Source organism: Thermosediminibacter litoriperuensis, assembly GCF_008124715.1.
GTDB lineage: Bacteria > Bacillota > Thermosediminibacteria > Thermosediminibacterales > Thermosediminibacteraceae > Thermosediminibacter > Thermosediminibacter litoriperuensis.
Window position 1 is genome coordinate 34,711 of record NZ_VNHO01000011.1, and the last position, 22,833, is coordinate 57,543.

General features: G+C 46.2%; 20 protein-coding genes, 1 tRNA gene and 1 other RNA gene. 2 read left to right on the forward strand and 20 right to left on the reverse strand.

The features are described 5' to 3' along the window. Nucleotides 1-20: 20 nt before the first annotated feature. The 14 genes from murA to yfmF form a co-directional block, all read right to left on the reverse strand. Nucleotides 21-1,283, reverse strand: a complete 1,263-nt coding sequence (gene murA, locus LZ11_RS06165; RefSeq protein ID WP_148867026.1) for a UDP-N-acetylglucosamine 1-carboxyvinyltransferase — start codon at nt 1,281-1,283, stop codon at nt 21-23. 26 nt (nt 1,284-1,309) lie between these two features. Further along, entirely contained in the window at nt 1,310-2,686 is a 1,377-nt protein-coding gene (murC, locus tag LZ11_RS06170) for a UDP-N-acetylmuramate--L-alanine ligase (RefSeq protein WP_148867027.1), read from the reverse strand. 167 nt (nt 2,687-2,853) lie between these two features. Beyond that, nucleotides 2,854-3,966, reverse strand: coding sequence for an undecaprenyldiphospho-muramoylpentapeptide beta-N-acetylglucosaminyltransferase (murG, locus tag LZ11_RS06175; RefSeq protein WP_148867028.1), 1,113 nt, complete (start codon nt 3,964-3,966; stop codon nt 2,854-2,856). A 1-nt stretch (nt 3,967) separates the two neighbouring features. Beyond that, a complete protein-coding gene (gene spoVE, locus LZ11_RS06180) occupies nt 3,968-5,068 on the reverse strand; it encodes a stage V sporulation protein E (RefSeq protein WP_148867029.1) in 1,101 nt (366 codons plus the stop codon). A gap of 15 nt (nt 5,069-5,083) precedes the next feature. Further along, entirely contained in the window at nt 5,084-6,442 is a 1,359-nt protein-coding gene (murD, locus tag LZ11_RS06185) for a UDP-N-acetylmuramoyl-L-alanine--D-glutamate ligase (RefSeq protein ID WP_148867030.1), read from the reverse strand. A 17-nt stretch (nt 6,443-6,459) separates the two neighbouring features. Further along, on the reverse strand, nt 6,460-7,428 hold the full coding sequence (gene mraY / locus LZ11_RS06190; RefSeq protein ID WP_148867031.1) for a phospho-N-acetylmuramoyl-pentapeptide-transferase: 969 nt from the start codon (nt 7,426-7,428) through the stop codon (nt 6,460-6,462). A gap of 2 nt (nt 7,429-7,430) precedes the next feature. Continuing rightward, nucleotides 7,431-8,816, reverse strand: coding sequence for a UDP-N-acetylmuramoyl-tripeptide--D-alanyl-D-alanine ligase (locus tag LZ11_RS06195; RefSeq protein WP_148867032.1), 1,386 nt, complete (start codon nt 8,814-8,816; stop codon nt 7,431-7,433). Then, the gene (locus tag LZ11_RS06200; protein ID WP_148867033.1) at nt 8,813-10,270 is read right to left on the reverse strand and encodes a UDP-N-acetylmuramoyl-L-alanyl-D-glutamate--2,6-diaminopimelate ligase; all 1,458 of its coding nucleotides are present in this window, start codon (nt 10,268-10,270) and stop codon (nt 8,813-8,815) included. Before LZ11_RS06200 ends, LZ11_RS06195 begins: the two co-directional genes overlap by 4 nt. Before the next feature lie 120 nt (nt 10,271-10,390). Beyond that, nucleotides 10,391-12,475 carry a stage V sporulation protein D gene (locus tag LZ11_RS06205; RefSeq protein WP_148867034.1) on the reverse strand — a complete coding sequence of 695 codons (2,085 nt, stop codon included), beginning with the start codon at nt 12,473-12,475 and terminating at the stop codon, nt 10,391-10,393. A gap of 26 nt (nt 12,476-12,501) precedes the next feature. Continuing rightward, nucleotides 12,502-12,861, reverse strand: a complete 360-nt coding sequence (locus LZ11_RS06210) for a cell division protein FtsL (RefSeq protein ID WP_170240314.1) — start codon at nt 12,859-12,861, stop codon at nt 12,502-12,504. A 17-nt stretch (nt 12,862-12,878) separates the two neighbouring features. Further along, nucleotides 12,879-13,820: a 16S rRNA (cytosine(1402)-N(4))-methyltransferase RsmH gene (rsmH, locus tag LZ11_RS06215; protein ID WP_148867036.1), complete on the reverse strand. Its 942-nt coding sequence runs from the start codon at nt 13,818-13,820 to the stop codon at nt 12,879-12,881. A gap of 10 nt (nt 13,821-13,830) precedes the next feature. Further along, nucleotides 13,831-14,262 carry a division/cell wall cluster transcriptional repressor MraZ gene (mraZ, locus tag LZ11_RS06220; RefSeq protein WP_148867037.1) on the reverse strand — a complete coding sequence of 144 codons (432 nt, stop codon included), beginning with the start codon at nt 14,260-14,262 and terminating at the stop codon, nt 13,831-13,833. A gap of 165 nt (nt 14,263-14,427) precedes the next feature. Further along, nucleotides 14,428-15,699 (reverse strand): EF-P 5-aminopentanol modification-associated protein YfmH, encoded by a 1,272-nt coding sequence (yfmH, locus tag LZ11_RS06225; protein WP_148867038.1) that lies wholly within the window; start codon nt 15,697-15,699, stop codon nt 14,428-14,430. A gap of 17 nt (nt 15,700-15,716) precedes the next feature. Further along, nucleotides 15,717-16,985: an EF-P 5-aminopentanol modification-associated protein YfmF gene (gene yfmF / locus LZ11_RS06230; protein ID WP_246110730.1), complete on the reverse strand. Its 1,269-nt coding sequence runs from the start codon at nt 16,983-16,985 to the stop codon at nt 15,717-15,719. A 174-nt stretch (nt 16,986-17,159) separates the two neighbouring features. Between yfmF and LZ11_RS06235 the strand changes: the two genes are divergently transcribed. Next, nucleotides 17,160-17,236: transfer RNA gene (locus tag LZ11_RS06235), tRNA-Pro, on the forward strand. A gap of 297 nt (nt 17,237-17,533) precedes the next feature. On the opposite strand, the gene LZ11_RS06240 is transcribed toward LZ11_RS06235, so the two are convergent. The 3 genes from LZ11_RS06240 to scfB all read right to left on the reverse strand — a co-directional run bounded on the left by LZ11_RS06240 (nt 17,534) and on the right by scfB (nt 20,794). Then, a complete protein-coding gene (locus LZ11_RS06240) occupies nt 17,534-18,916 on the reverse strand; it encodes an aspartate aminotransferase family protein (protein ID WP_148867040.1) in 1,383 nt (460 codons plus the stop codon). 111 nt (nt 18,917-19,027) lie between these two features. Further along, nucleotides 19,028-19,195 (reverse strand): aspartyl-phosphate phosphatase Spo0E family protein, encoded by a 168-nt coding sequence (locus LZ11_RS06245; protein WP_148867041.1) that lies wholly within the window; start codon nt 19,193-19,195, stop codon nt 19,028-19,030. Nucleotides 19,196-19,402: 207 nt separating this feature from the next. Further along, entirely contained in the window at nt 19,403-20,794 is a 1,392-nt protein-coding gene (gene scfB / locus LZ11_RS06250; RefSeq protein ID WP_148867042.1) for a thioether cross-link-forming SCIFF peptide maturase, read from the reverse strand. Nucleotides 20,795-20,928: 134 nt separating this feature from the next. On the opposite strand from scfB, the gene LZ11_RS06255 reads away from it, so the two are divergent. Next, nucleotides 20,929-21,174 carry an FmdB family zinc ribbon protein gene (locus LZ11_RS06255; protein WP_170240315.1) on the forward strand — a complete coding sequence of 82 codons (246 nt, stop codon included), beginning with the start codon at nt 20,929-20,931 and terminating at the stop codon, nt 21,172-21,174. A 106-nt stretch (nt 21,175-21,280) separates the two neighbouring features. Here the strand turns inward: LZ11_RS06255 and rnpB are convergent. The 3 genes from rnpB to LZ11_RS06270 form a co-directional block, all read right to left on the reverse strand. Beyond that, an RNA gene (gene rnpB, locus LZ11_RS06260) (RNase P RNA component class A) lies at nt 21,281-21,632 on the reverse strand. Between the two features lie 39 nt (nt 21,633-21,671). After that, on the reverse strand, nt 21,672-22,100 hold the full coding sequence (locus LZ11_RS06265) for a ribonuclease HI family protein (RefSeq protein ID WP_148867044.1): 429 nt from the start codon (nt 22,098-22,100) through the stop codon (nt 21,672-21,674). A 16-nt stretch (nt 22,101-22,116) separates the two neighbouring features. Continuing rightward, entirely contained in the window at nt 22,117-22,824 is a 708-nt protein-coding gene (locus LZ11_RS06270) for a zinc ribbon domain-containing protein (protein WP_148867045.1), read from the reverse strand. Nucleotides 22,825-22,833: the final 9 nt, after the last annotated feature.

Genomic DNA, 22,833 nt, shown 5'->3' on the forward strand with positions numbered 1-22,833 from the left:
TCCCTCATAAAAAAGGAGCGTCAATTTGTTTTTTCAATTTTTGCTCCAAGGGCCTGCAGATTCCTGTCAAACCACTCGTATCCTCTCTCAATATAAGAAGTACCCTCCACTATGGTCTTTCCATCAGCCGCAAGGCCGGCTATGACCAGGGCTGCACCTGCCCTAAGATCTTTTGCTTCAACAACGGCTCCCGTTAATCTTTTAATACCTTTTATTATGGCGGTATTGCCGTTTATCTTAATATTGGCGCCCATCCGTCTCAGTTCTTCTGCATGTTTAAATCGGTTTTCAAAAACAGTCTCAGTAATAATTGAAGTGCCCTCCACCGTGGCCAGCAGCGCCATCATAGGGGCCTGCATATCCGTAGGAAATCCCGGATAAGGAAGGGTTCTGAGACTGTCCAGGGCTCTTAAGGGCGTTTCCACCCACAATTCAACCCTGTCGTCTTCGGTTTTTATCCTGCAGCCCATCTCCCGCAATTTTGCCAGTATGGGCTCAATATGTTCCAGGATAACGTTTTCCAGCACGATGTTTCCTCTGGTGGCGGCAGCCGCGACCAGATAGGTTCCCGCCGCAATCCTATCCGGGATAACCGTGTAATCTTCCACGGGTTTTAAATCTGCAATAGAACAACCCTCTATTTTAATGGTGTCTGTACCCGCACCCTTCACCCGGCATCCCATTTTGTTTAAAAAGTTTTGAAGGTCAACTATCTCGGGTTCTTTCGCCGCATTCCTGATAATGGTCCTGCCTTCCGCCAGAACCGCAGCCAGCATTAGATTTTCGGTAGCACCCACACTGGGAAAATCCAGGTGTATATTTGCACCCTTCAACTTTCCCGCCTCGGCATAGATAAAGCCGTGGCTCTCGCTCATCTTTACGCCCAGCGCTGCAAAGCCCTTTAAATGCAGGTCAATGGGCCGCGGACCTATCTCGCAACCTCCCGGGTACGATACTTTAACTCTTCCGAACCTCCCGAGTAAAGGCCCCATTAAAACTATGGAAGACCTCATCTTTCTCATCAGCTGTTCGGGCACTTCCCAGGTATTCACCGCGCTCGTATCTATTGTCAATTCATTGCCGTTTTGGGTAATGTCAGCCCCCAACATGGTCAATATACTTATCATTACTTGGACGTCTTTTATCTCCGGCACATTTTTTACGCGGCTCTTCTGACAATTAAGAATTGTGGCTGCAAGAATCGGAAGACTGGCATTTTTAGAGCCCTGCACCCTGATCTTGCCTGAAAGTTTGGAGCCCCCCGTAATTACATAAGCCCCCACATAATTCACCTCCGGTATTTACCGGGTCAGCCGTACAGCACCTCCAGCTTTCTGACCGTATCAAAAGCTACTGCATATATATCTCCCGCACCGATGGTAAACACGCAGTCACCAGATATAACCCTTTTTGCTATATAATCGGGTATTTCTTCCTTATCGTCGATATAGGTGACATTCTTGCCCTTGCGTTTCAGAGCTTCGACGATCAGCATTGATGAAACTCCATCTATTGGTTTTTCACCGGCGCTGTAAAGACGCGTGATTATTACTTCGTCGGCATCTTTAAAAGCATCGCCGAATTCTTCCGCCAGCATTTTGGTCCTGGTATACCTGTGAGGCTGAAAAATCACGTACAGCTTTCTTGGATTAAGTAATTTTGCAGCCTTGAGGGTAGCTTTAATTTCTGTGGGATGGTGAGCGTAATCATCTATGACCCTGACGCCGCCCACCTCGCCGATAAGCTGGAACCGGCGCTGCACTCCTCTAAAGGCCTTAAGGGCACCGGCTATATCCTCCATCCTTAATCCGAGCCTGTGCCCTACGGCGACGGCGGCCGTTGCATTATATATATTATGCATTCCGGGCACGTGGAGTTCCAACTCTCCCAAGCGCTCATCCCTGTAATATACTTCGAATCTTGAATTCACTCCCTCTATTCGCACGTTTTTCGGCATGTAATCCGCTGGATAATTAATTCCGTAGGTAATGCAGGGGACATCTACGCGCTTCATCACATCTCTTACGTTTTCATTATCGGTACCGAGCAAGGCAAAGCCCTCTTCTTTAATGCTCGTTATAAATTTCCTGTAGGCTTCTTTCATCCTATCCATGTCTTTATAATGATCCAGGTGATCGTTTTCGATATTGGTTACAACGGCTATATAAGGAGTAAGTTTTAAAAAAGACCCGTCGCTCTCGTCGGCTTCAGCTACCATATACTCCCCTTTCCCGAGAGTTGCGTTTCCGCCTATGTCGTTGAGTTCTCCTCCGATAACTACCGTGGGATCCATTCCGCTTTTCTCAAGGACCAGAGAAATCATCGACGTCGTAGTGGTCTTTCCGTGGGCACCCGTAACGGCTATTCCCTTCCTGGGAGCCATCAGCATGCTCAACATGTCTGCCCGGTGGATAACCGGTATATTGTTCTTTATTGCTTCCACGTATTCGGGATTTGTCGGTGGAATAGCAGAAGATATTACCACCAGGTCGGCTCCTCTTATATTTGCAGCATCATGTCCTATAAAAACTCTGGCGCCTTCTTCTTTTAACCGGTTCAACGCCTCGGAAAACTTGAGGTCGGAGCCGGAAACTTCATATCCCAGTTCCATGACGATTTTTGCTATTCCGCTCATTCCGGTGCCGCCGATACCTATAAAATGAATGCGTTTAAAATTGCCCAGCAAATTAGTTCTCTCCTTCCACCAGATCCAGTCCTCAGGTTTAAAATATGAATACTATATACTATGCTGAGGGTTTACCATGTGTTACACTCCGGCTTTGTACAAAAATGTGGTAATTTAATATTACCACAGGTATGTAACACTATAAATAGGCTTATATCCGGAAAATTTTAGTTCATTAGTAGGACAATTTCATCCAAAATTCTATCCAGTGCATCAGGTTTACCTAAATTTTTGCTGGCTGTCGACATCTTTTGAAGGCGTTTCCTGTCGAATACCAGATCCCGGATTATGCCGTAAAGCTTTGCGCCGCTGAGATCCCAATCCTTCACAACAACGGCAGCGCCGTTTTTCTCCATGAGGTTGGCGTTATAATCCTGATGCCGGTCGGCCGCCGTGGGCAACGGCACGAGTATGGCGGGTTTTCCGGCTGCAGTTATTTCAGCGATGGTTATGGCTCCTGCCCTTGAAATTACCAGATCTGCCGCCGCTATGGTGTTATGCATCTCGTAAACATAGGGCCTTAATTTAATATGCCCAAGAGTTTGGAGATTTATTCCTTTATTTTCCAGCTTATGGATGAACTCTTCGTAATTTTTTCGACCGGTAATGTGGAAAAGTTGAAAAGTGTTTTCGTCTTTTATTCTGTCTATAAGGTCCATTACGGCCTCATTAAGTCTTCGCGCTCCCTGGCTTCCCCCAAAGGAAAGTACGACGGGTTTACCTGCATCCAAATCAAGCTCTTTTAGCGCTTTCATCCGGTCGGCAGAAATAATTTCGGGCCTTATCGGATTGCCGGTTACCACCACTTTTTTTCGGGGGAAGAATTTTATGGAATCTGAAAAACTTACGGCGATCCTGTCTACAAATCTAGAAAGAATCCTGTTCGTGACTCCCGGCTTTACGTTCTGTTCATGGATAAACGTTGGAATATTAAGCAGGGCGGCAAAAAAAACTACGGGGCCTGCCACGTAACCTCCGGTGCCGATAACCAGGTCCGGTTTTTCCTTTTTCAAAAGCATAAGGGATTCCATTCCGCCCAGAATCATTTCTTTTATTGTTATAAGGTTATCCAGGGATAATTTTCTTTTAAACCCCTTCGCCCTGATTTTTTTCAGCGTAAAACCGGCCTTGGGCACAAGATCGCTTTCCAGACCCCTCTCGGTGCCAACAAAAAGTATTTCCGCATCGGGGAACCTGTTTTTCAACCCCCGGCCTATCGCTATCGCCGGGTATATATGCCCCCCCGTTCCTCCTCCTGCAATTATTACCTTTTTCGGCATATTATTTTGCCTCCGAGTACCTAGTTATATTTAACAAGATGCCCACCTCAGCCAGTGTTATTGTCAGTGAAGAACCTCCGTAACTTATAAAGGGCAGAGGCATACCGGTGACGGGTATAGATGCGGTTACAACTGCCACATGTATTAAAAACTGAAGAGCGATGAGGCTTGTTATACCCGTAGCCATAAACTTTCCGAAGAGATCGGGAGCAAGCAAAGCTGTCTTATATCCCCGCCAGATGAAAATCGTGAACATCAATATTACAAAAACCGCACCTAAAAACCCCAGTTCCTCTCCTATTATAGCAAAAATAAAATCCGTTTGGGGCTCGGGCAGATAAAAAAATTTCTGCCTGCTCTGTCCCAGCCCCACTCCAATCAATCCTCCAGCTCCCAGAGCGTACAGCGACTGAACAATATTATAACCCTTTCCCCGGATGTCTTCCCAGGGGTTGAGGAAAGACAGAAACCTCACCATCCTGTATGGCTCGGTAAAAATCAGCACCAGCACGCCGATAAAGCCTATTGCTCCCAGTGAGAGCAAGTGCGACATGCTGGCTCCTGCCACGAATATCATAACCATGGAAATCATACCGATGAGCACAGTCGCACTAAGGTGAGGTTCTACGACCACCAACCCGCAGGTAATTCCGGTAACGACCAAAACGGGTAATACACCCCTAAAAAAACTTTTCAGATCTTCCTGCTTGCGCTCAAGTGCACAGGAAAGGTACACCACCATGCCCAGTTTGGCTATTTCTGAAGGCTGGATACTGAAGGAACCAACTCCTATCCAGCGCCTCGCTTCATTGATCTTCATGCCGATTCCGGGGATCAGAACCAGTACGAGAAGCAGGTACATGACGACGAGCATCGTTCTCTCATATTTTTTTATCTTCCAGTAATCGTAGTTCATGAAATATACCATAGCAATGAGACCCAGCAAGGCAGCTACTAACTGCCTCTTTAAAAAATACAGGCTGTCTTTATGGATATAATAAGCCCATACGCTGCTGGAACTGAAGACCATTACTATTCCGAAACATAAAAGCACAAGAACGGCGAACAGTATAGCAAAATCAGGAGGTTTGCGGTATCTCACGGTTCTCACCTCTTGTCACGCCTTTAGCGAACGTACCGCCTCTTTAAAAACCCGCCCGCGCTCTTCAAAGTTAGCAAACATATCCCAGCTGGCACACGCCGGCGAAAGAAGCACTGTATCACCAGGTTCGGCGGACCTTTTTGCAATTTCCACCGCTTCACGCATGGATGCCGCCTTCTCTACCTCGAAAAAGCCCTCCTCTCTGGCAGTTCTTTCGATCTGATCGGCTGTGGCCCCTAAAAGGATAACTTTCTTCACCCTGCCGAAAAACGACCTGACAAAGGGCCTGAAATCCACCTTTTTGTCGTAACCTCCGGCTATAAGGATTATAGGACCATCCACGGCTTCCAGGGCTTTTTGGGCCGCATCCGGATTTGTTCCTTTTGAGTCGTTAATGAACTTTACGCCGTCGATAGTATCCACATATTCCATGCGGTGTTCCACCCCGCGAAAATCCTTAAGGGTCTCAGCGAGGTTGTTCAAATTCGTCTTTGTTATCCATGCAACCGCTACGGCGGCCAGGGCGTTTTCCAAGTTATGCGAACCCTTAATCCCCAGTTCCTTTGCCTTTAAAATGGGGTATATATCACCGTTTTCTCTTATGACAATTACGCCGTTTTTCACAGAAATGCCTCTTGGAAGTTCCTGTTTCCGGCTGAAAAACACAACCCGACTCCTTGCCCTTTCCGCCAGGGATGCTACAATCGGATCATCGTAATTTAAAACCGCGAAATCTTCTTCATCCTGATTTTCCAAAATTCTGGCTTTGGCTTCTATGTAGTTTTCGAAAGTCTTGTGCCGGTTCAGGTGGTCTTCAGTTATGTTTAAAATTACGCTTATCTTTGGCTTGAAGTGTACTATGTTTTCAAGCTGGAAGCTGCTTACTTCCACAACAATGTAATCCTTACTCCCGTTTTTATCCGCTTCCTGTATCAGCGGCGTCCCAATATTTCCCGCCACCGAAATGTTTTTGCCGTCGTTTTTCAGTATCTCGCCTATGAGAGTGGTCGTCGTCGTTTTCCCGTTGGTTCCCGTAACCGCAATTACCGGTGCCTTTGTAAACCAGTATCCCACTTCCAGCTCGCTTACGACAGGTATGTCCCTTTTTTTAGCTTCGTTCAAGAGCGGAATATCGCTGGGTACCCCCGGGCTGACCACGATAAGATCGGTATCATCCAGCAACGTCAAAGGGTGACCCCCAAGGACAAGTTTTATACCCTTTGAACTTAGCTTCTCCACGGTTTCCTCCATCTCTTTTTCCGGCCTTATATCGTTGGCTGTAACTCTTGCTCCCATTCCCGACAGTTCCACTGCCGCAGCCACACCGCTTCTTGCAAGTCCTACTATTAAAACGTTCGTACCCCTTAATTCCATCGTTTACCCTCCCTAATCTAGTAGACCCCGGTTAAGTAAAAGAGTGCAATACCTAATAAGGCTGAGACTCCTGTAAAAATCCAGAACACAGTGACCACCTTTACCTCGCTCCAGCCTCCGAGTTCAAAATGGTGGTGAAGAGGGCTCATTCTGAAAATTCTTTTTCCCGTAGTCCTGAAAAAAAACACCTGCAGTATTACGGAAAGCGTTTCGAGTATAAATATCAGGCCTATAAACGCCAGGTAAAAATGAGTTCCGCTTAACACTGTGAGAGCAGATATCGCTCCTCCCAACCCTAGAGAACCGGTATCGCCCATAAATACCCTGGCGGGATAGCGGTTGTAAAGCAGGAATCCAAGGCAGGCGCCGCTGACGGCGGCACTGAACAAAGCCAAATCATCTTTACCAAGAAAAAAAGAAATCAGCGTGAATGCAAAGCCCACTACCACAACAATGCCCGACACGAGACCGTCTAAACCATCAGTCAAATTAACGCTGTTTACCGTTCCCAGCACCACAAATATGGTGAACGGTATGTAGAGCAGACCCAGATCAATTCCCCCTTTTATAAAGGGGAAGAAGACTTTTGTAGTGCCGGGGTAAATGGTAAAAGCAAAAAAGGCGAGTATGATTGAAAGTATCACCTGAAAAAGCAACTTTTGACTGGCTCTTAACCCCAAAGACCTTTTCTTTACCACCTTAATGTAATCGTCGGCAAATCCTATCAGGGCAAAACCCGCGGTTGCTAAAAGGGCCATCAATGTGTAATAAGCCCCTTTATAAAAAAACAGGGTAGAGAGTATAATAGCCGGTATTATCATTATACCCCCCATGGTGGGAGTACCGGTTTTTTTAAGATGCCTTTTGGGCCCGTCGCTCCTTACCGTTTGACCGAATTTGAGCACAGCTAGCATTGGAATTACGAATATACCAAGTAATGCCACCAATGTAAACGCGGCCGCTGCTGCAAGGAATGCGGTCTTCATTGTTATGACCCCCTAATTAAAAAATCTACTATTTCCTCCATCTTCATAGCTCTAGATGCCTTTACTAAAATTATATCACAGTCTTCAACGAGTTCTCCGAGCCAATCCATTGCTTCTTTATTGGTGTTGAAAGTGTTGATAAAACGGGGGCTTAAGCCCGCTTCAGCAGCACCCCTTGCCAGGTCCTCTGCGTGGTTTCCTATGCATATCAGCATATCGGTCCTGCTTGCAGCATACCTTCCTATATCCTCGTGGGCAGTTACGGCGTAATCGCCCAATTCAAGCATATCGCCCAGTATTGCGGCTTTTCTTTTGCCTTCTCCCAGTTCCCGCAAAACATCCAGAGCCGCTTTCATGGAATCGGGACTAGCGTTATAGGAATCGTCGATCACGATCGCTCCGGAATGCGATTTTTTAAACTCCAGCCTCATTTTGTTGGGTTTTAAATCCATAAGCCCACGCCGTATTTCGTCAACGCTCAGGCCGAATTCCAACCCCACCGCGATGGCGGCTAGCGCGTTATACACGTTATGAGTCCCCGCCAGTGGTATTTCAACCGAAAACTCCGGTATATCGCCTGTTACTTTGAAGCTTACCCCTCCCCGCCCCATCGATACAATATCCGTCGCCCTGAGATCGCCCTTTTCTATGCCGAAGTACACAGTCCTCGGCGTCAGCGTCCCCCTTTTCGCGTAAAGTTCCGGGCTGTCGGCGTTGAGCACCACCAGGTCATCTTTTGATAGGGGCTCAGTGATCTCGAGTTTCGCCCTGGCTATATTCTCCCTGCTTCCCAGCTTTTCTATGTGAGAGACTCCGATGTTGGTAATAACACCAACACGCGGCTTTACAATGGCAGAAAGACGGCTTATCTCACCGAAACCGCTCATGCCCATTTCTACGACTCCGACCTGGTGGTCCTCCAAACGAAAAAGGGTAAGCGGAAGACCGATTTCGTTATTTAAATTTCCTTCGTTTTTCAATACCCGGTAGCGTATCTTTAAAACCGCCGCTATCATCTCTTTCGTGGTCGTCTTTCCAACGCTGCCCGTAATTGCAACAAACGGGACAGAAAAGAGAGATCGGTAAAATCCAGCCAGCCTGAGTAGAGCTTTTTGAGTATCGTCTACGAAAATCACCGGTTTTTCAAGGCCTATGTTCAGAACCCTGTCCCTTTTATCTTCAGCGCATAAGGTAGCCGAAGCTCCGGCCTCAAAGGCGTTTTTTATAAAATCATGGCCGTCGAATTTTGTACCTACCAGCGGAACAAAAAGATCTCCCTGCTTTACGGACCTGGAATCGGTTGAAACGCCCAAGATTTCCCCTGAAAACGACTTCCCCATCCGGCCGCCGGTAGCCTTAGCCACTGCTTCGTATGTTAGAGGTTTCACCGCTTTCTCCCCTTTTGCCTTAAAAATTCCCTGACTACCTCTCTGTCGTCGAAGGGCAATATTTTATCCCCAATTATCTGATAATCTTCATGGCCCTTCCCCGCAATCAGGATAACATCACCGCCGGAAGCCATCTCAATAGCTCTTTTAATGGCTTCCCTTCTATCGGTTACCTTTTCGTATTTGCTCTTTTCCATTATCCCCTTCTCTATATCATCTATAATCGCTTGCGGGTCTTCGGTCCTGGGGTTATCTGAGGTTATTATAAAGTAATCCGAGTGTTCGGAAACCACTCTTCCCATAAGGGGTCTTTTTCCCCGATCCCGGTCTCCACCCGCTCCAAAAACCGTAATTATTCTACCTCTGGCAAAAGTTTTAATCGCGTTCAGCACATTTTCCAGACCGTCGGGAGTATGGGCATAATCGACGATAACTGTAAAATTCTGACCTTCATCTACGGGTTCAAACCTCCCGGGAACACCTCTTACCTTTTCCAGAGCTTTTGTCATGGTATCCAGGTCGATGCCCAGAAATAGACAGGCGGAAATGGCGGCCAGGGAATTATAGACGCTGAACCGGCCCGGCACCCTGTATACTATTTTCCTTCTTTTACCGCCGGCACATACGTCGTAAGAAACTCCGTCCGAACTAATTGCGACGTTTTCCGCCCTCACATCAGCGTTTTTCTCGACGGCATAGGTCAGCACGGGGATATTCAATTCTCGACAAAGGCGCTCGCCGCTCTCGTCGTCCACGTTGATCACGGCTTTTCGCGAGAGATCGAACAGCTTCTTTTTGGAAGCGTAGTAATCTTCAAAACTTGCATGGAAGTCCAGGTGATCCTGAGTCAGGTTTGTGAAAACCCCCACCTCGAACTTTATGTGATCCACCCTGTGCAGCTTGAGGGAGTGAGATGAGACTTCCATAGCCACGTATTCCACTCCCTCTTTTAACATTTCCGAAAAAATCTGGTTCAATTCCAGCGATTCGGGCGTGGTGCGTTCGGCCGGCAACAGCCTATCCTTGATCCTTATGCCTATGGTGCCTACAACCCCAGTGGAATATCCCGCCTCGTCGAGGATGGCCTTAATCAGGTATGTTGTAGTGGTCTTACCGTTGGTGCCGGTAACACCGATCACATTCAACCTCTCAGCCGGTTTTCCGAAAAACAGCGACGATACCTCCGACAGGGCCTTTCGGCTGTTTTTCACTTTTATGTAAAGTACGTCTTCAGATAGATCAACTTCTTTTTCCCCTATAACCGCAACCGCTCCATTGCTGACCGCCTCACGTATATAATCGTGCCCGTCAAGTTTAAACCCTTGAATCGCTATGAAAAGACTGCCTTTTTCGACCTTTCGCGAATCATAAGCAATGCTGCTGATTTCGATATCCGTCGAACCCCTCACGTCTACAATTTCGCTGAGGGTTTTTAAAAACTGACCAACCTTCATCGATAATATTCCCTTCCTAATTTTAATTTCACCGAAAATCCTGTTTATGGCGGGCAGAGCCTTTCTGTGCTTCTACCCGCCTTTTTTCTGAATAATTATTGTACTCTTCCGGAGTAATACTTATTCTTCCGTTTTAGTGGGTGGTTCAAAAAACACCTTGACGACCGTGCCGAGATCCACTTCAGCACCGGGCGGAGGATTCTGGCGTACCGCGAAGCCGCTGCCGTTTATATCTATTTTAAGGCCGACGGCGTTTAATATTTCGCTGGCTTCTCTTATAGTCCTCCCCGTTAAATCGGGCACGGTGGCAGGGTTCTTGTCAGTTTTGGAGTCGGAAACCTTCAGAATGACGGTAGATCCGGGCCTTATCTCAGAACCGGGGGCTGGCACCTGGTCGTATACCACAAATCCGTCTCCTTCAATCCTCACCGCGAGTTTATGCTGGGTGAGAATCCTCCGGGCATCCTCAACGTAAAGGTTTCTGACATCCGGGACTTTCACCGTCTCCTTTTGTTCGCCCTGCAACGCCGGCTTTATTCCCTTATATTTCAATACGTCGGCCATAACCTTCTGGAACACCGGGGCGGCTATTTGTCCACCGTAGTAAACGCCGGTGGACGGTTCGTCTATGACGACCAGAACTGCAAACTTGGGATCATCCGCCGGTGCGAAACCTACGAAGGACGCCACGTACTTCCCGTCGGCGTATTTTTCCGCCGTGCCGGTTTTTCCAGCCACTCTGTAACCTTCGATTTTTGCCCTCCCGCCCGTTCCGTTTTCAACGACGCTTTCCAGGAGCTTTTTCACTTCCGCGGCAGTCTCTTCCGATATAACCTGCCTCACAACCCTGGGCTTGAACTCGTAGACCACCCTACCATCCTTACCCACAAGAGCTTTTGCGATATGAGGTTCCGGCATCTTTCCGTCGTTGGCCACGGTGGCTACGGCCGTTATCAACTGGATAGGGGTCACTGAGATTCCCTGACCGAAGGAAACGGTAGCCAGTTCGACGGGACCGATTTTTGCCGGGTTAAATATACCCTTTGCCTCTCCCGGAAGATCTATACCCGTGGCTTCCCCAAAACCGAATCCTTTGATGTACTTTATAAATCTATCCTTCCCCAACCTTGAGGCCACTTCCACGAAACCCGGGTTGCACGAATTTTGCACCACCTGGGCAAAAGTCTGGCTTCCGTGCCCTCCCGCCCTCCAGCATTTTATCCTGACACCGGCAACCACTACGTATCCCGGATCGTAAAATCTGTCGTCGGGCCGTACCACTCCTTCTTCCAGGCCCGCCGCCGCAGTTACGATCTTAAAAGTCGAACCGGGCTCGTAAACATCGGACACTGCACTATTTCTCCACAGGGATGAAGGGTAGTTTTTATAATCGTTAGGGTCGTAATCGGGCTTATTGGCCATGGCAAGAATCTCCCCGGTTTTCGGGTCCATTATTATGATAGTGCCTTTTTTTGCGTTATGTTCGGCGAGGGCTTTTTCAAGTTCTCTTTCGGCGATATGCTGGATTACTTTGTCAATTGTCAGCACCAGATTCAGGCCTTCCTCCGGGGGTATATATTTCTCTAGTCCGAAGGGCAGTTCCCGGCTCAGCGCATCCCTCTCGGAAATGATCCTGCCCGGGACACCCCTGAGGTATTTGTCGTATACCAGTTCAATTCCATCCAGTCCCTGGCTGTCTATCCCGGTAAAGCCTAGCACGTGTGAAGCTAGATTTTTTTCGGGGTAAAATCTTTTGCTCTCCTCGGTAAAATAAATGCCCTTTAAGTTCAGCTTCCTCACAGCCTCGGCTTCTTCATCCGTGATTTTTCTTTTGATAAATATAGAACCCTTTTTTTTGGCTTTGGCATCTTTAAGGGTTTTTACCAGCACCTCTTTGTCTATATTCAAGACCGGCGATAGGAGAGAGGCGGTTTTTTCTACATCCTTAATGTCCGGGGGACTTGCCATAACGGAATTCACGCTGGCGCTTATGGCGAGGGGGTTCATGTTTCTGTCGTATATGGTACCTCTTTTCGGTTCTACCGGCGAATCTCTTGTCCACTGTTCTCTGGCTCTCTGCCTCAGCTCATCACCGCGGACAAACTGAATCCAGAAGACCCTTCCTATGAGTGCGGTGCTTAATATCAGACAAATCAGCAGTAGAAATACGAGCCTTCTCTTAATTATTGACCCGCTGTAGGTCATGCAAAATCCCCCTGAAAAAATTCTGCTTATCTATCCAGATAGATTACTTGATCATCGCCGGGTTCCTGCATTTTTAAATTAGCTTTGGCTATCCTTTCTATCCTTGCCGTTGATTTGAGGTTGGCCACCTCAACCTTCAATCTCTCGTTTTCGCTGGCGATTTTTGAAACCTCCGCCTTCATTTTTTCAACCCTGTATTGACTCTCTATTATAAAGGCAAACCTGGTAAGGAGCACAATGACCGCAAATGTCACTAGAACCACGCTCAAAATGTAACGGCCCTTTTTCCTGGGTAGCGCCTTCGTCCCCGTTCTGGTGCTTCCGATATGTCGCGGTAGGTACTGTTCGTTCACTCTTTGATAGACGGTTTTTGGAGCTACTACCACTTTATTCACTCTCCTTCTTATTTAGAACTCAGCTTCTCACCGGCTCTCAATTTAGCGCTTCGGGCTCGGGGGTTGGCATGGATTTCACCCTGCGTAGGACATACGGGTTTAGGTGTAAGTATCTTCAGAGCCCTTTCGCTTTTGCACGTGCACAGGGGACTATCTTTAGGGCATGTACAGCCCTTTGCCAGTTCCCTGAAAGTATGTTTTACGATCCTGTCTTCCAGCGAATGGAAGGTAATAACGCATATCCTGCCGCCGGGATTCAAAATGTCTACAGCATCCTTCAGGCTGGCTGAAAGTATCTCAAGTTCGTCATTCACGTAAATCCTCAATGCCTGAAATGTCCTCTTGGCAGGATGAGGACCTTCTCTGCGGGCTCTCGCGGGAATAGCCGCCTTTATTATTTCTACCAGCTCGCCGGTGGTTTCAATGGATTTGATCTTTCTTTTTTCGCATATGAATTCAGCTATTCTATCAGCCCATCTTTCTTCGCCGTATTCCTTGATTATTCTTGCGAGCTCTGATTTAGCCATTTTATTGACCACATCTTTTGCAGTAAGGTCCTGGTTCCTGTCCATTCTCATATCAAGAGGAGCGTCCTTCATATAAGAAAATCCCCGGGATTCCTCATCGAGCTGATAAGAGGACACGCCCAGGTCGAATATTACGCCGTCAATGTTCTGTAAACCGAGACTGTAGATAATATGCTTTATATTTTTGAAATTATCGTGGACGATGACCGCACCAGGAGATTGAGAGAATTTTCCTCTCGCGTTTTGCACCGCGTCTTCATCTCTGTCTATTCCTATGACCTTACCGTTATCGCCTACCCTTTTCAGGATTTCAGAAAAATGACCCCCGCCTCCCAGGGTAGCATCGACGTAAACACCGCCTGGTTTTGGGTCGAGTAGTTTTATAGTTTCTTCGAGCAACACCGGTTTATGATAAAATCCCATCCTGCATCACCTATATCCCTAAATCCACCATATTTTCGGCTATTTCCTCGTAAGAACTTTCGGCTTCTTTGCTGTAAACTTCCCATTCTTTCCGGCTCCAAATTTCAGCCCTGTTTGAAACTCCTATTATTACCACATCTTTTTCTATGCGGGCGTATTCCCTAAGCATAGGTGGGATCAAAATTCTTCCCTGTTTGTCAATCTCGACTTCTACAGCCCCCGAAAAGAAAAACCTGATGAAAGCCCTGGCATCCTTTTTGGTAAGCGGCAGTGTTTTTAGTTTCTGCTCCAGCAGGCTCCACTCATCTTTAGGATAAACAAACAGACAGCGGTCTAAACCCTTGGTGAGAATAAAACTGTCCCCAAGGAGTTCCCTGAACTTTGATGGAATGATTAGTCTTCCCTTCGGGTCCAGCGAATGCTGGAACTGACCCATGAACATTTTTATGCGCTCCCTTTCGGAGGCTTTTCCTCCACTTCCCCCCACTTTATACCACTTTTACTATTCTACGGAGGACTTTTAAAATCCTTCCTGGCGACAAAAAAATTAACAAAAAAGAGGTAGGGCTTTTGCCCTACCTTTTTCGTCAAAAAGTGCTATATTTATTCATTCTTTTGGATAAACTGTCGACGAGGCCATCCTGTTAAAATCAAAGAAGTCATATAACCTCCTGCTAACTTCTTCAAAGGTAATCTGTTTTAAAAATCTGGGATAATCGAATATGTTTATATTCTTGTGGTAATAGGATATAAAAGAATTGGCTATAAAATCTAGGGAATTAAGCCCCTGAATAAAATCTCCCAGGTACTTCTTTTTTACCCTCTCAAAATCCTCCCGGCTGAGGCCTTTTTCCTTCACCTCGCTGATGCTTTTTATTAGTTCTTCGCGCAGCTTTACCGGGTCCCTGGTCTCTCCCCCGATTGTGCAGAAACCATAATCTTTTTGACCCTCATAGCTGAAACCGAAGCGGTCGTCAATCAGGCCCTCTTCATAAAGCCTCTCATAGACAACCGAGCTCCTTCCAAAAATAACCTCGAGCAAAAGGCTTACGGTAATTTCTTTTTTCAGAAGCTCCACCCCGTCGTAACCCACGTCCGCATCTTTAAAACCCATGAGGAAGATGGGCTGGCTTACCGAAAGCTTTACATCGATTTTAGGCTTACATATCGTGTCGGGCTCTTCCGGATAAATCCTCATGATTTCATCCTGAGGAGCCAGGTCTTTATTCTTTTCATGTTCCATTATGAGATCAAAAACCTTTTCGGGCTCTACCGCCCCGGCCACGAAAATTACCATGTTGCTGGGGTGATAAAAGGTATTGTAGCACTTATACAGGGTGTCAACGTCGATTTTTTGAATCGATTCCACAGTGCCGCCTATATCATCCCTCACGGGATGGCGGTGGTAAAGGGCTTTTAGCAGGTTGAGCAGAACCTGCCATTCGGGGTCATCTTCGTACATCCTGAGTTCCTGGGTGATGATGCCCTTTTCTTTTTCCACGCTTTCCTCGGTAAAATATGGGGTTTCGACAAACTCCAGCAAAAGCCGCATGCTCTCTTCGAAGGCTGTTGTGGTAGAGAAAAGATAGGTCGTATTTGTATAGTTGGTATACGCATTCGACGAAGTTCCAAGCTCCGCAAATTTATCGAACACGTTACCGTAAGACATTTCAAACATTTTGTGTTCGAGAAAATGAGCTATACCCTCCGGGACTTTCAAGCGCTCCCCGGTACCGGGCACCACGAACTCGCTGTCGATGGACCCATACCGGGTGGAATAAACTGCGTAAACTTTGTTGTAATTTTTTTTGGGCAGCACGTATGCCTTGAGACCGTTGTCAAACTTCCGGTAGAATAGATTTTCTCCGATTAAATCCATGTACGTTCACCTTCCGATTATTTTTTGTTGAGAAAATACACAGTGTCCAGGGTTACCTTCCCGGCTACCCGGACCACGTCTTCTTTCGTAACGCGCTGAATTTTTGCAATAATTTCTTCTATGGACTCTTCGACGCCGTTTATAATGCCGTCGAGGTAAAGGCTGATAATCATGGGCGGGCTGTCGGCGGCTTCACGGTAAGAATTGATCAGGGATTTCCTGGAGCTTTCGAATTCGTAATCGGAAATCCGTCCTTCCTTTATATCCTTTATCTGCTTTTTTATTATATCTATCGTTTTTCCCAGTTTATTAAAATCAATACCGCAGCTTACTAACATTAAGCCCTTATTTTTTTCCAAGCGGGAAAAGGCGTAATACGCGAGACTTTCCTTTTCCCTGACATTCTGAAACAGTTTGGAATGAGGACCTCCCCCAAGGATGCTGTTAAACACCATTAGAGCGTAAAAATCCTCGTCGCCGTAACGGGTGCCCGTCCTGAACCCCATAGAAAGCTTCCCCTGGTTTACGTCCTGCTTTTCTTCCACAAATCTTTCCCGCTCAACATCCTTTATTACAATACTTGTGGAAATCTTCTTTTCCTGGCGCTCGAAAGAAAAGAGGCGGTTGAACTTTTCACAAATTTGCTCTTCATCCACTTCGCCCAGGACGAAAATATCCATCGGGCTGCTGCTCATTACCGTTTTATAATATCCGTACAGGTTTTCGCCGTCTATCTCCGGCAGGTCGGAGACGCTGCCGTACTTATATATACTGAAGGGCTCGTCCTTGCACATCTCCTGAAAACAGCGCTCGATGGCGTAATTAAATTTATCGTTGAAGAGGGACTCGATATTTCTCCTCAGCACATCCTTTTCCTGTTCAACGTAAACTTCTCTGAAACCGGAACCTTCCGTTACCGGATTCAGGACGACGTCTTTGAAAAGTTTCAAGCCTTCATCCAGGATTTTATCTTCCGCACCCGCGTGCCTGGGATTTACCATCTCGATAAAAAACTGAATTATCTGCCTTTCGCCTTTTTTTATGATATCGCCTCCAAAATCGGCGCCGTAGAGCTCTTCCAGGTGACGGTTGATGAGCCTTGAACTTGGAAAACCGCAGCTGCCTCGCTTCAGGACAAAGGGCAAAAGGGCTGTCTTCGTGGCGGTGTCTTTTTCTAGATTCTGATGAATGAAGGCGCAGATTGTAATCGTTTTAAACTTGTCGGTGGAACAGGTGTAAAGATTGATCCCGTTGTCTAAGGTCTTACGGGTGAAAAGATTATTCAAACTGCCTACCTCCTCTATATAGATTCGCATCATTTTATTTCTCCTTTTGTTGAAAAATTCCTCCTAAACGTTAAAATCCGTGCGCTACTTTTAGTTTATGCCGTAATTTTGCAAGTTAGTGATCGTGAAAAAAGGTTTGAAAAAAATTATGGTTTGTAGTATAATATTTTCTGTCGGGACGTAGCGCAGTTTGGTAGCGCGTTCGGTTCGGGTCCGAAAGGTCGTGGGTTCAAGTCCCGCCGTCCCGACCATTTTTATTTTTTAGAAAAAAGGGGATTTTGACTAAATATACATAATGACCGGAGGATACTATGTTCAATATAAGAGCATATATCCTCTTTTTTCATGCTTATTAGATTCGGGCAAGTCTAAAATAAGAACCTTAACTTATTGCTTATATAGGTGAAGGACTTTACGAATTTTTTTCAGGAGCGCTAACAATAATTACAAACTTTCATGTTGAATAGCCGCACTTTAAAAAAAACAAAAGGTAAGCAAACATATTAAATTAAGACAATATGTGCTTACCTTATATTTTTTATTTTATTTTACCTTGACAGTATTGAACTAGCGGCGGTTTTTACGGCATTCAAAGTCATTCCCATAAATCCCCTGTACCTGCTGAATATGTCCTCGAGGGCGTTTAACACCTCATCGATATCCTCTTTTGAAACAACCAGAGGCGGCTCCAACCTTATAACGTTCGGATTGTTGAGGGTATAAGCGGTGATTACCCGGTGTTTGTTCAACAACTCACCGGCCACAAGGGCCCCGGTGAATTCTTCGTAAAATTTATTGATAATTCCACCGGTTATTTTACTGATAAACCCTTTTACCGGCGGCTCGAACTCGATGCCTATCATCAGTCCCCTTCCCCGGACCTCTTTAATAATTCCAAACTTCTCCTGTAAATTTTTCAGCCTGGAAAGGAAATAATCGCCCAGTTCACCGGCCCTCTCGGCCAGTTTTTTCTCTACAATGGCATTGATAGATGCTATGCCTGCGGCGCAGGCTAAAGTGTTTCCACCGAAAGTCGAGGTATGCAGCAGGCATTTATCCATCCCCGAATAGGCCCTGTCCCATACTTCGTCGGTGGTGATGAAGGCGCCGATGGGCACCACACCGCCTCCCAGGGATTTGGCCACGCACATTATATCAGGCCTTACACCTTCTTCTTCGCAGGCAAACATCCTGCCGGTCCGGCCGAATCCCGTCTGAATTTCGTCCACTATCAATAGTGCTCCGTACCTATCGCAGAGTTCCCGGGCGCCTTTCAGAAAACCTTTCGGCGGTACTATTATTCCACCCTCTCCCTGGATCGGCTCCACTATGAACGCAGCCACATTGCCCTCTTTTAATTTTACCTCAAGAGCCTCCAGGTCTCCGTATGGGATGCTCTCAAACCCCGGAACCAGGGGTAAGAAGGGACCCTTGTATTTGTCTCTGCCGGTAGCCGATAGAGCTCCAAAAGTCTTTCCGTGAAAAGACCCTTCACAGGATATTATTTTTTGTTTTCCTGTGGCGGCCCTGGCTGTTTTCAATGCTCCTTCCACCGCTTCGGCACCGCTGTTACAGAAAAAGCTGTGTTTTAGGCCCTCCGGTGCTATCCTCGAAAGATTGTGAGCCAGAACCGCCGCATACGGGTTTATAGTAGCCTGCAGCAAATTGGGTTTCCGGCTTACTGTTTTCAAAGCTTCCAAGACTTCAGGGGGATTGTGCCCCAGGTTAAGGGCGCCGTACGCTCCTAAAAAATCCAAATATTTTTGCCCTTCCGCATCCCATACATAGCATCCCTCGGCTTTTATGTAAGTCCTGTCAAAATTTAAAAGACCCAGTATAGAAGCGAGTCCCGGATTTACGTATTCAGAATAAAGTTTTTTTATATCAGCGCGGCTTAAAGTCTCCACATCCTCGATTTTAAAAAGTTTCATAATAACACCCCGCAAATATTTCTTTAAAAACAATTATATTAGACCGTAGAAAAGATGTCAAAATAAAAATGCTGCACAATAATGCAGCACCCCCAGTAAATCCGGCGTTTGCTATTCTGCCTTGAGAGCAGACCTCTGGTAATCCAAAATCAGCTTATCGAGCTTTAAGCTCAGGGCATATACCTCCTGGGCAAGCAGATTCTTCTTCTCCAGCTTCTCGTTTAGCTCCTTCTTCAAATTCCCTATTTCCCGGCTGAGATTAAGCAATGATGTCGCCATGGAAATTCCCCTTCAACCAACATTTTTTACAGGGCAGATTCTACCATAAATCTCACCCGGATTCAACGACCGTATGTGCCATTTATTCCCATTGTTCATGTATTATTTTAGCATTATTACCATCTTTCGGCTATTTTTACATCTATCACCATATTGCGTTTTTGTTTTTATATAAATTGTATGAAAATTGTCGCTTATTGGTCGATTTTAGCACAGGACCCTTTTAGTCCCTTTTTCCTCCCCAGCTTTCACGCTGAGATAAATCGCATATTCGATTCTCTTTTTCTGGAGCCTGCAGGCTATATCGTAAGGCTCGTTCAGGTCCCCGTTCACCTGATAATTATTTGCGGTGCAACCACCGCTGCAAAAAAACCTGGCCCAACACGACGCGCACTCGGATTTTGCAAGTACATGGGTGTTGTTTAATTTATCGATTACTCCAGCGTTCAATTTTTTTTCAAATACGCTTCCCATAAGGAATTCCCCGTAGCCTATGAACTGGTGGCACGGATATATGTCACCGCCGGGGGTGACAGCGAGGTATTCTCTACCGGCCCCGCAGGCGGAAAGCCTTTTATAGATGCAGGGACCATGGTAAATGTCGATATTAAAGTGGTAGAATCTAAAGGGGTTTTTGCCGGATCTTTTTCTGTTTAGGTATTCTCTCGCTATTCTGTCGTATTGCTGGTATATAACCTCCAGATCGTCATATCCAATGAGATAATCCTCTTCCGATCCAACGACGGGTTCTATAGATATTTCTTTAAACCCAAGATCAGCCATGTGAAAGACGTCTTCGGCAAAGTCCAAATTGTATCTGGTGAACGTCCCCCGGACGTAATAATCTTTGCCGTCCCTTTTCCTGAGCTCGACTATCCTCTTTATATTTGGTATCACCTGGTCGTAACTCCCCGATCCATCGGCCTTTACGCGGATCTCATCGTTTACTCGCTTTCTTCCGTCGAGACTCATAACGATGTTGTCCATATTTTCGTGAAGGAAATCGATTACCTCATCGTTGAGTATCGTGCAGTTGGTCGTGACGGTAAAATGAAATCTTTTGCCGCACTTGTCCTCAAGGCTCCTAGCATATGAAATCACGTATTTGATCGTATCAAAGGCCATCAGAGGCTCACCGCCGAAAAAATCCACTTCCAAGTTTTTCAGATCCCCTGAGTGTTCTATTAAAAAATCTACGGCATTCCGGGCTACCTCTTTGTCCATCAGTTGCCTTTTCCCGTTATAGTGGCCTTTGGACGCAAAACAGTATCTGCATCTTAGATTACAGTCGTGGGCTACGTTAAGACAGAGGGCTTTTACGTTTTTCTTCTGTCTCAAAGCATCAAGGGCTGGGGTAAGATCCGCCTCTGCAAAAAGGAGACCCTTTACCTTCAAGTCGTCCAGCTCTTTTATCGCTTCTATTATATCTGATTCTTCGTATTTCCCCTTTAACCTGTAAACTATCTCCTGCAGCGGTTTTTCTCCGTAAAATTCCAGCACGTCGTAGACCAGGTCGTCAACCTCGAAAACGGAACCACTGTTTACGTCAAAAACCATTTTCGTATCCCATACTTTGAATCTATGTATCTGAGCCTTCAACCAGATCCTCTCCCTTCAGCATTAATTTTATCGCAAAACCCTTTTGCAATAAGCAGGCTTGACAAACTGGAAAAACCGTTGTATATAATCTTTTGTAAACGACTGTAAACGACGCTGACGAGGGGGTGCAAATGATGCCGCTATACGAGTACAGGTGTACAAATTGTGGGGATTTTGAAAAAGAACAGGCAATAACTGAATCTCCTTTGGAAAGCTGCCCCACATGCGGAAGTCCGGTAAAACGCCTGATAAGCCGCAATGTCGGTTTGGTTTTTAAAGGTTCTGGATTTCACATAACCGATTACGTCCATAAGAGTTCTTCTGCTAGTGCATCGGAAAATAAATCGTCTGATGAAGCTTCCGAAAAAAAGGCAGTGTAAATCGAAGGGAGGTTCGAATCCCGCAGGGATTCGGACCCTTCTTTTATTTTGTTTATTGTTATAAACTTAAAAACTCAAGGCTAAAAGCCTTGAGTTTCATGCAGTATGAATGAGTAGGTCTGTAAGCCGAGTTCTGTCGTGGATGGTCATCTATCTCGGATGCCAGTTGCCTGACACCTCTAGCGACCACACCCGGGAGCGCGGCGGGCCACCGCATGTGCTCCCCTATTTGGTCTTGCTCCAGGTGGGGTTTACAGAGCCGGCCAGTCGCCTGACCGCTGGTGAGCTCTTACCTCACCTTTCCACCCTTACCCGGTGAGAAGCGGTAGCTTCCCAACAGGCGGTATATTTCTGTTGCACTTTCCTTGAGGTCGCCCTCACTGGGTATTACCCAGCACCCTGCCCTGTGGAGCTCGGACTTTCCTCGGGCACAAGCCCGCGACCATCCGACCTACTCACCATCATTTCGCCGGATTATAAGTATAGCACCATTCTATTTAAATGTCAATAATCTCTTCTTCACTGACGGCAAGATCTATACCTTCGTTGGCGAGCTCATCAGCCCTCTTATTTTGCTCCCGCCTTATGTGATTTATGCTGAACTTCTTAAATTCTTTTAATAATCCCATGACCTGGGTATGCAGGCGCTTTATTCCCTCGTTTTTAATCTGGTATTCACCGTTTATCTGTTTGACCATGAGCTCGCTGTCGGAAAAAATGTCTATCTCTTCGCAGCCCATTTCGAGCGCCTCTTTTAAAGCAGTGACCAGAGCTGTATATTCGGCAATGTTATTTGTGGTTTGTCCGATGTAATCGCTTACTTCCTTTAGAGTGTTGCCGTTTTCATCGAGCATAACTATGCCGATTCCTGCATCTCCCGGGTTTCCCCGAGAAGCGCCATCCGTGTATACCGTAAGCCTTTTCATAATACCTCCTGTAAATTTAGATGAGAATTCTCCCGCAATTTTCGCAATACACTATGCTCCTGTGGGCGCTCACCTCCTGAATCGTAGCCAAGGACACCGCCATGCGGCAACCACCGCATTTGCCATTGTAAAGTTTTGCTACAGGATTCTTATAGCCTTTTTTAAGTCTTGAATATTTCTCCAGGAGCTCCTTAGAGATAATCCTGGAAATCTTTTGCTTTTTAGCCTTTACTTCTGCCAATTCACTTTTTATTTTATCAATTTCTGTTATATTTTTCAATCTCAATTGATTGTAATCTTTTTTCATTTTTCTGATTTGATCATATATTTCCCCTGCGTTTTTACCCAGGCGTTCCATTTGTTCCATTAAACTGAAAGCCCTGTTGTCAATGTCCCCGGATTTTCTTCTAAGGCTCTCCTGTTTTTCTTGAAGGCCCTGGAGCTCTTTAAACGACTTCACTGCCCCGCTGTAAATTCTATTCTCCAGTTGTTTAATCTGTGAGTCTATCTCTTCGGATTCCGCCTCCACCATGTCAAGATCTCTCTTCATCCCATCGATGGCTTTTGCGCAGTTCTCATAATCAGCCGAGGCTCTTCCCAGCGCCTCCTTTAATGAGATCAATTCCGGCAGGCTGAGGCAGTGCTTCAGCTGTTGTTTCAGGTACTCCTCCCGGTTCTCCAGTTCTTGAAATTGGTAAATAAGGTCCAGTTCCGCAGCGTTCACGGGCAAAAC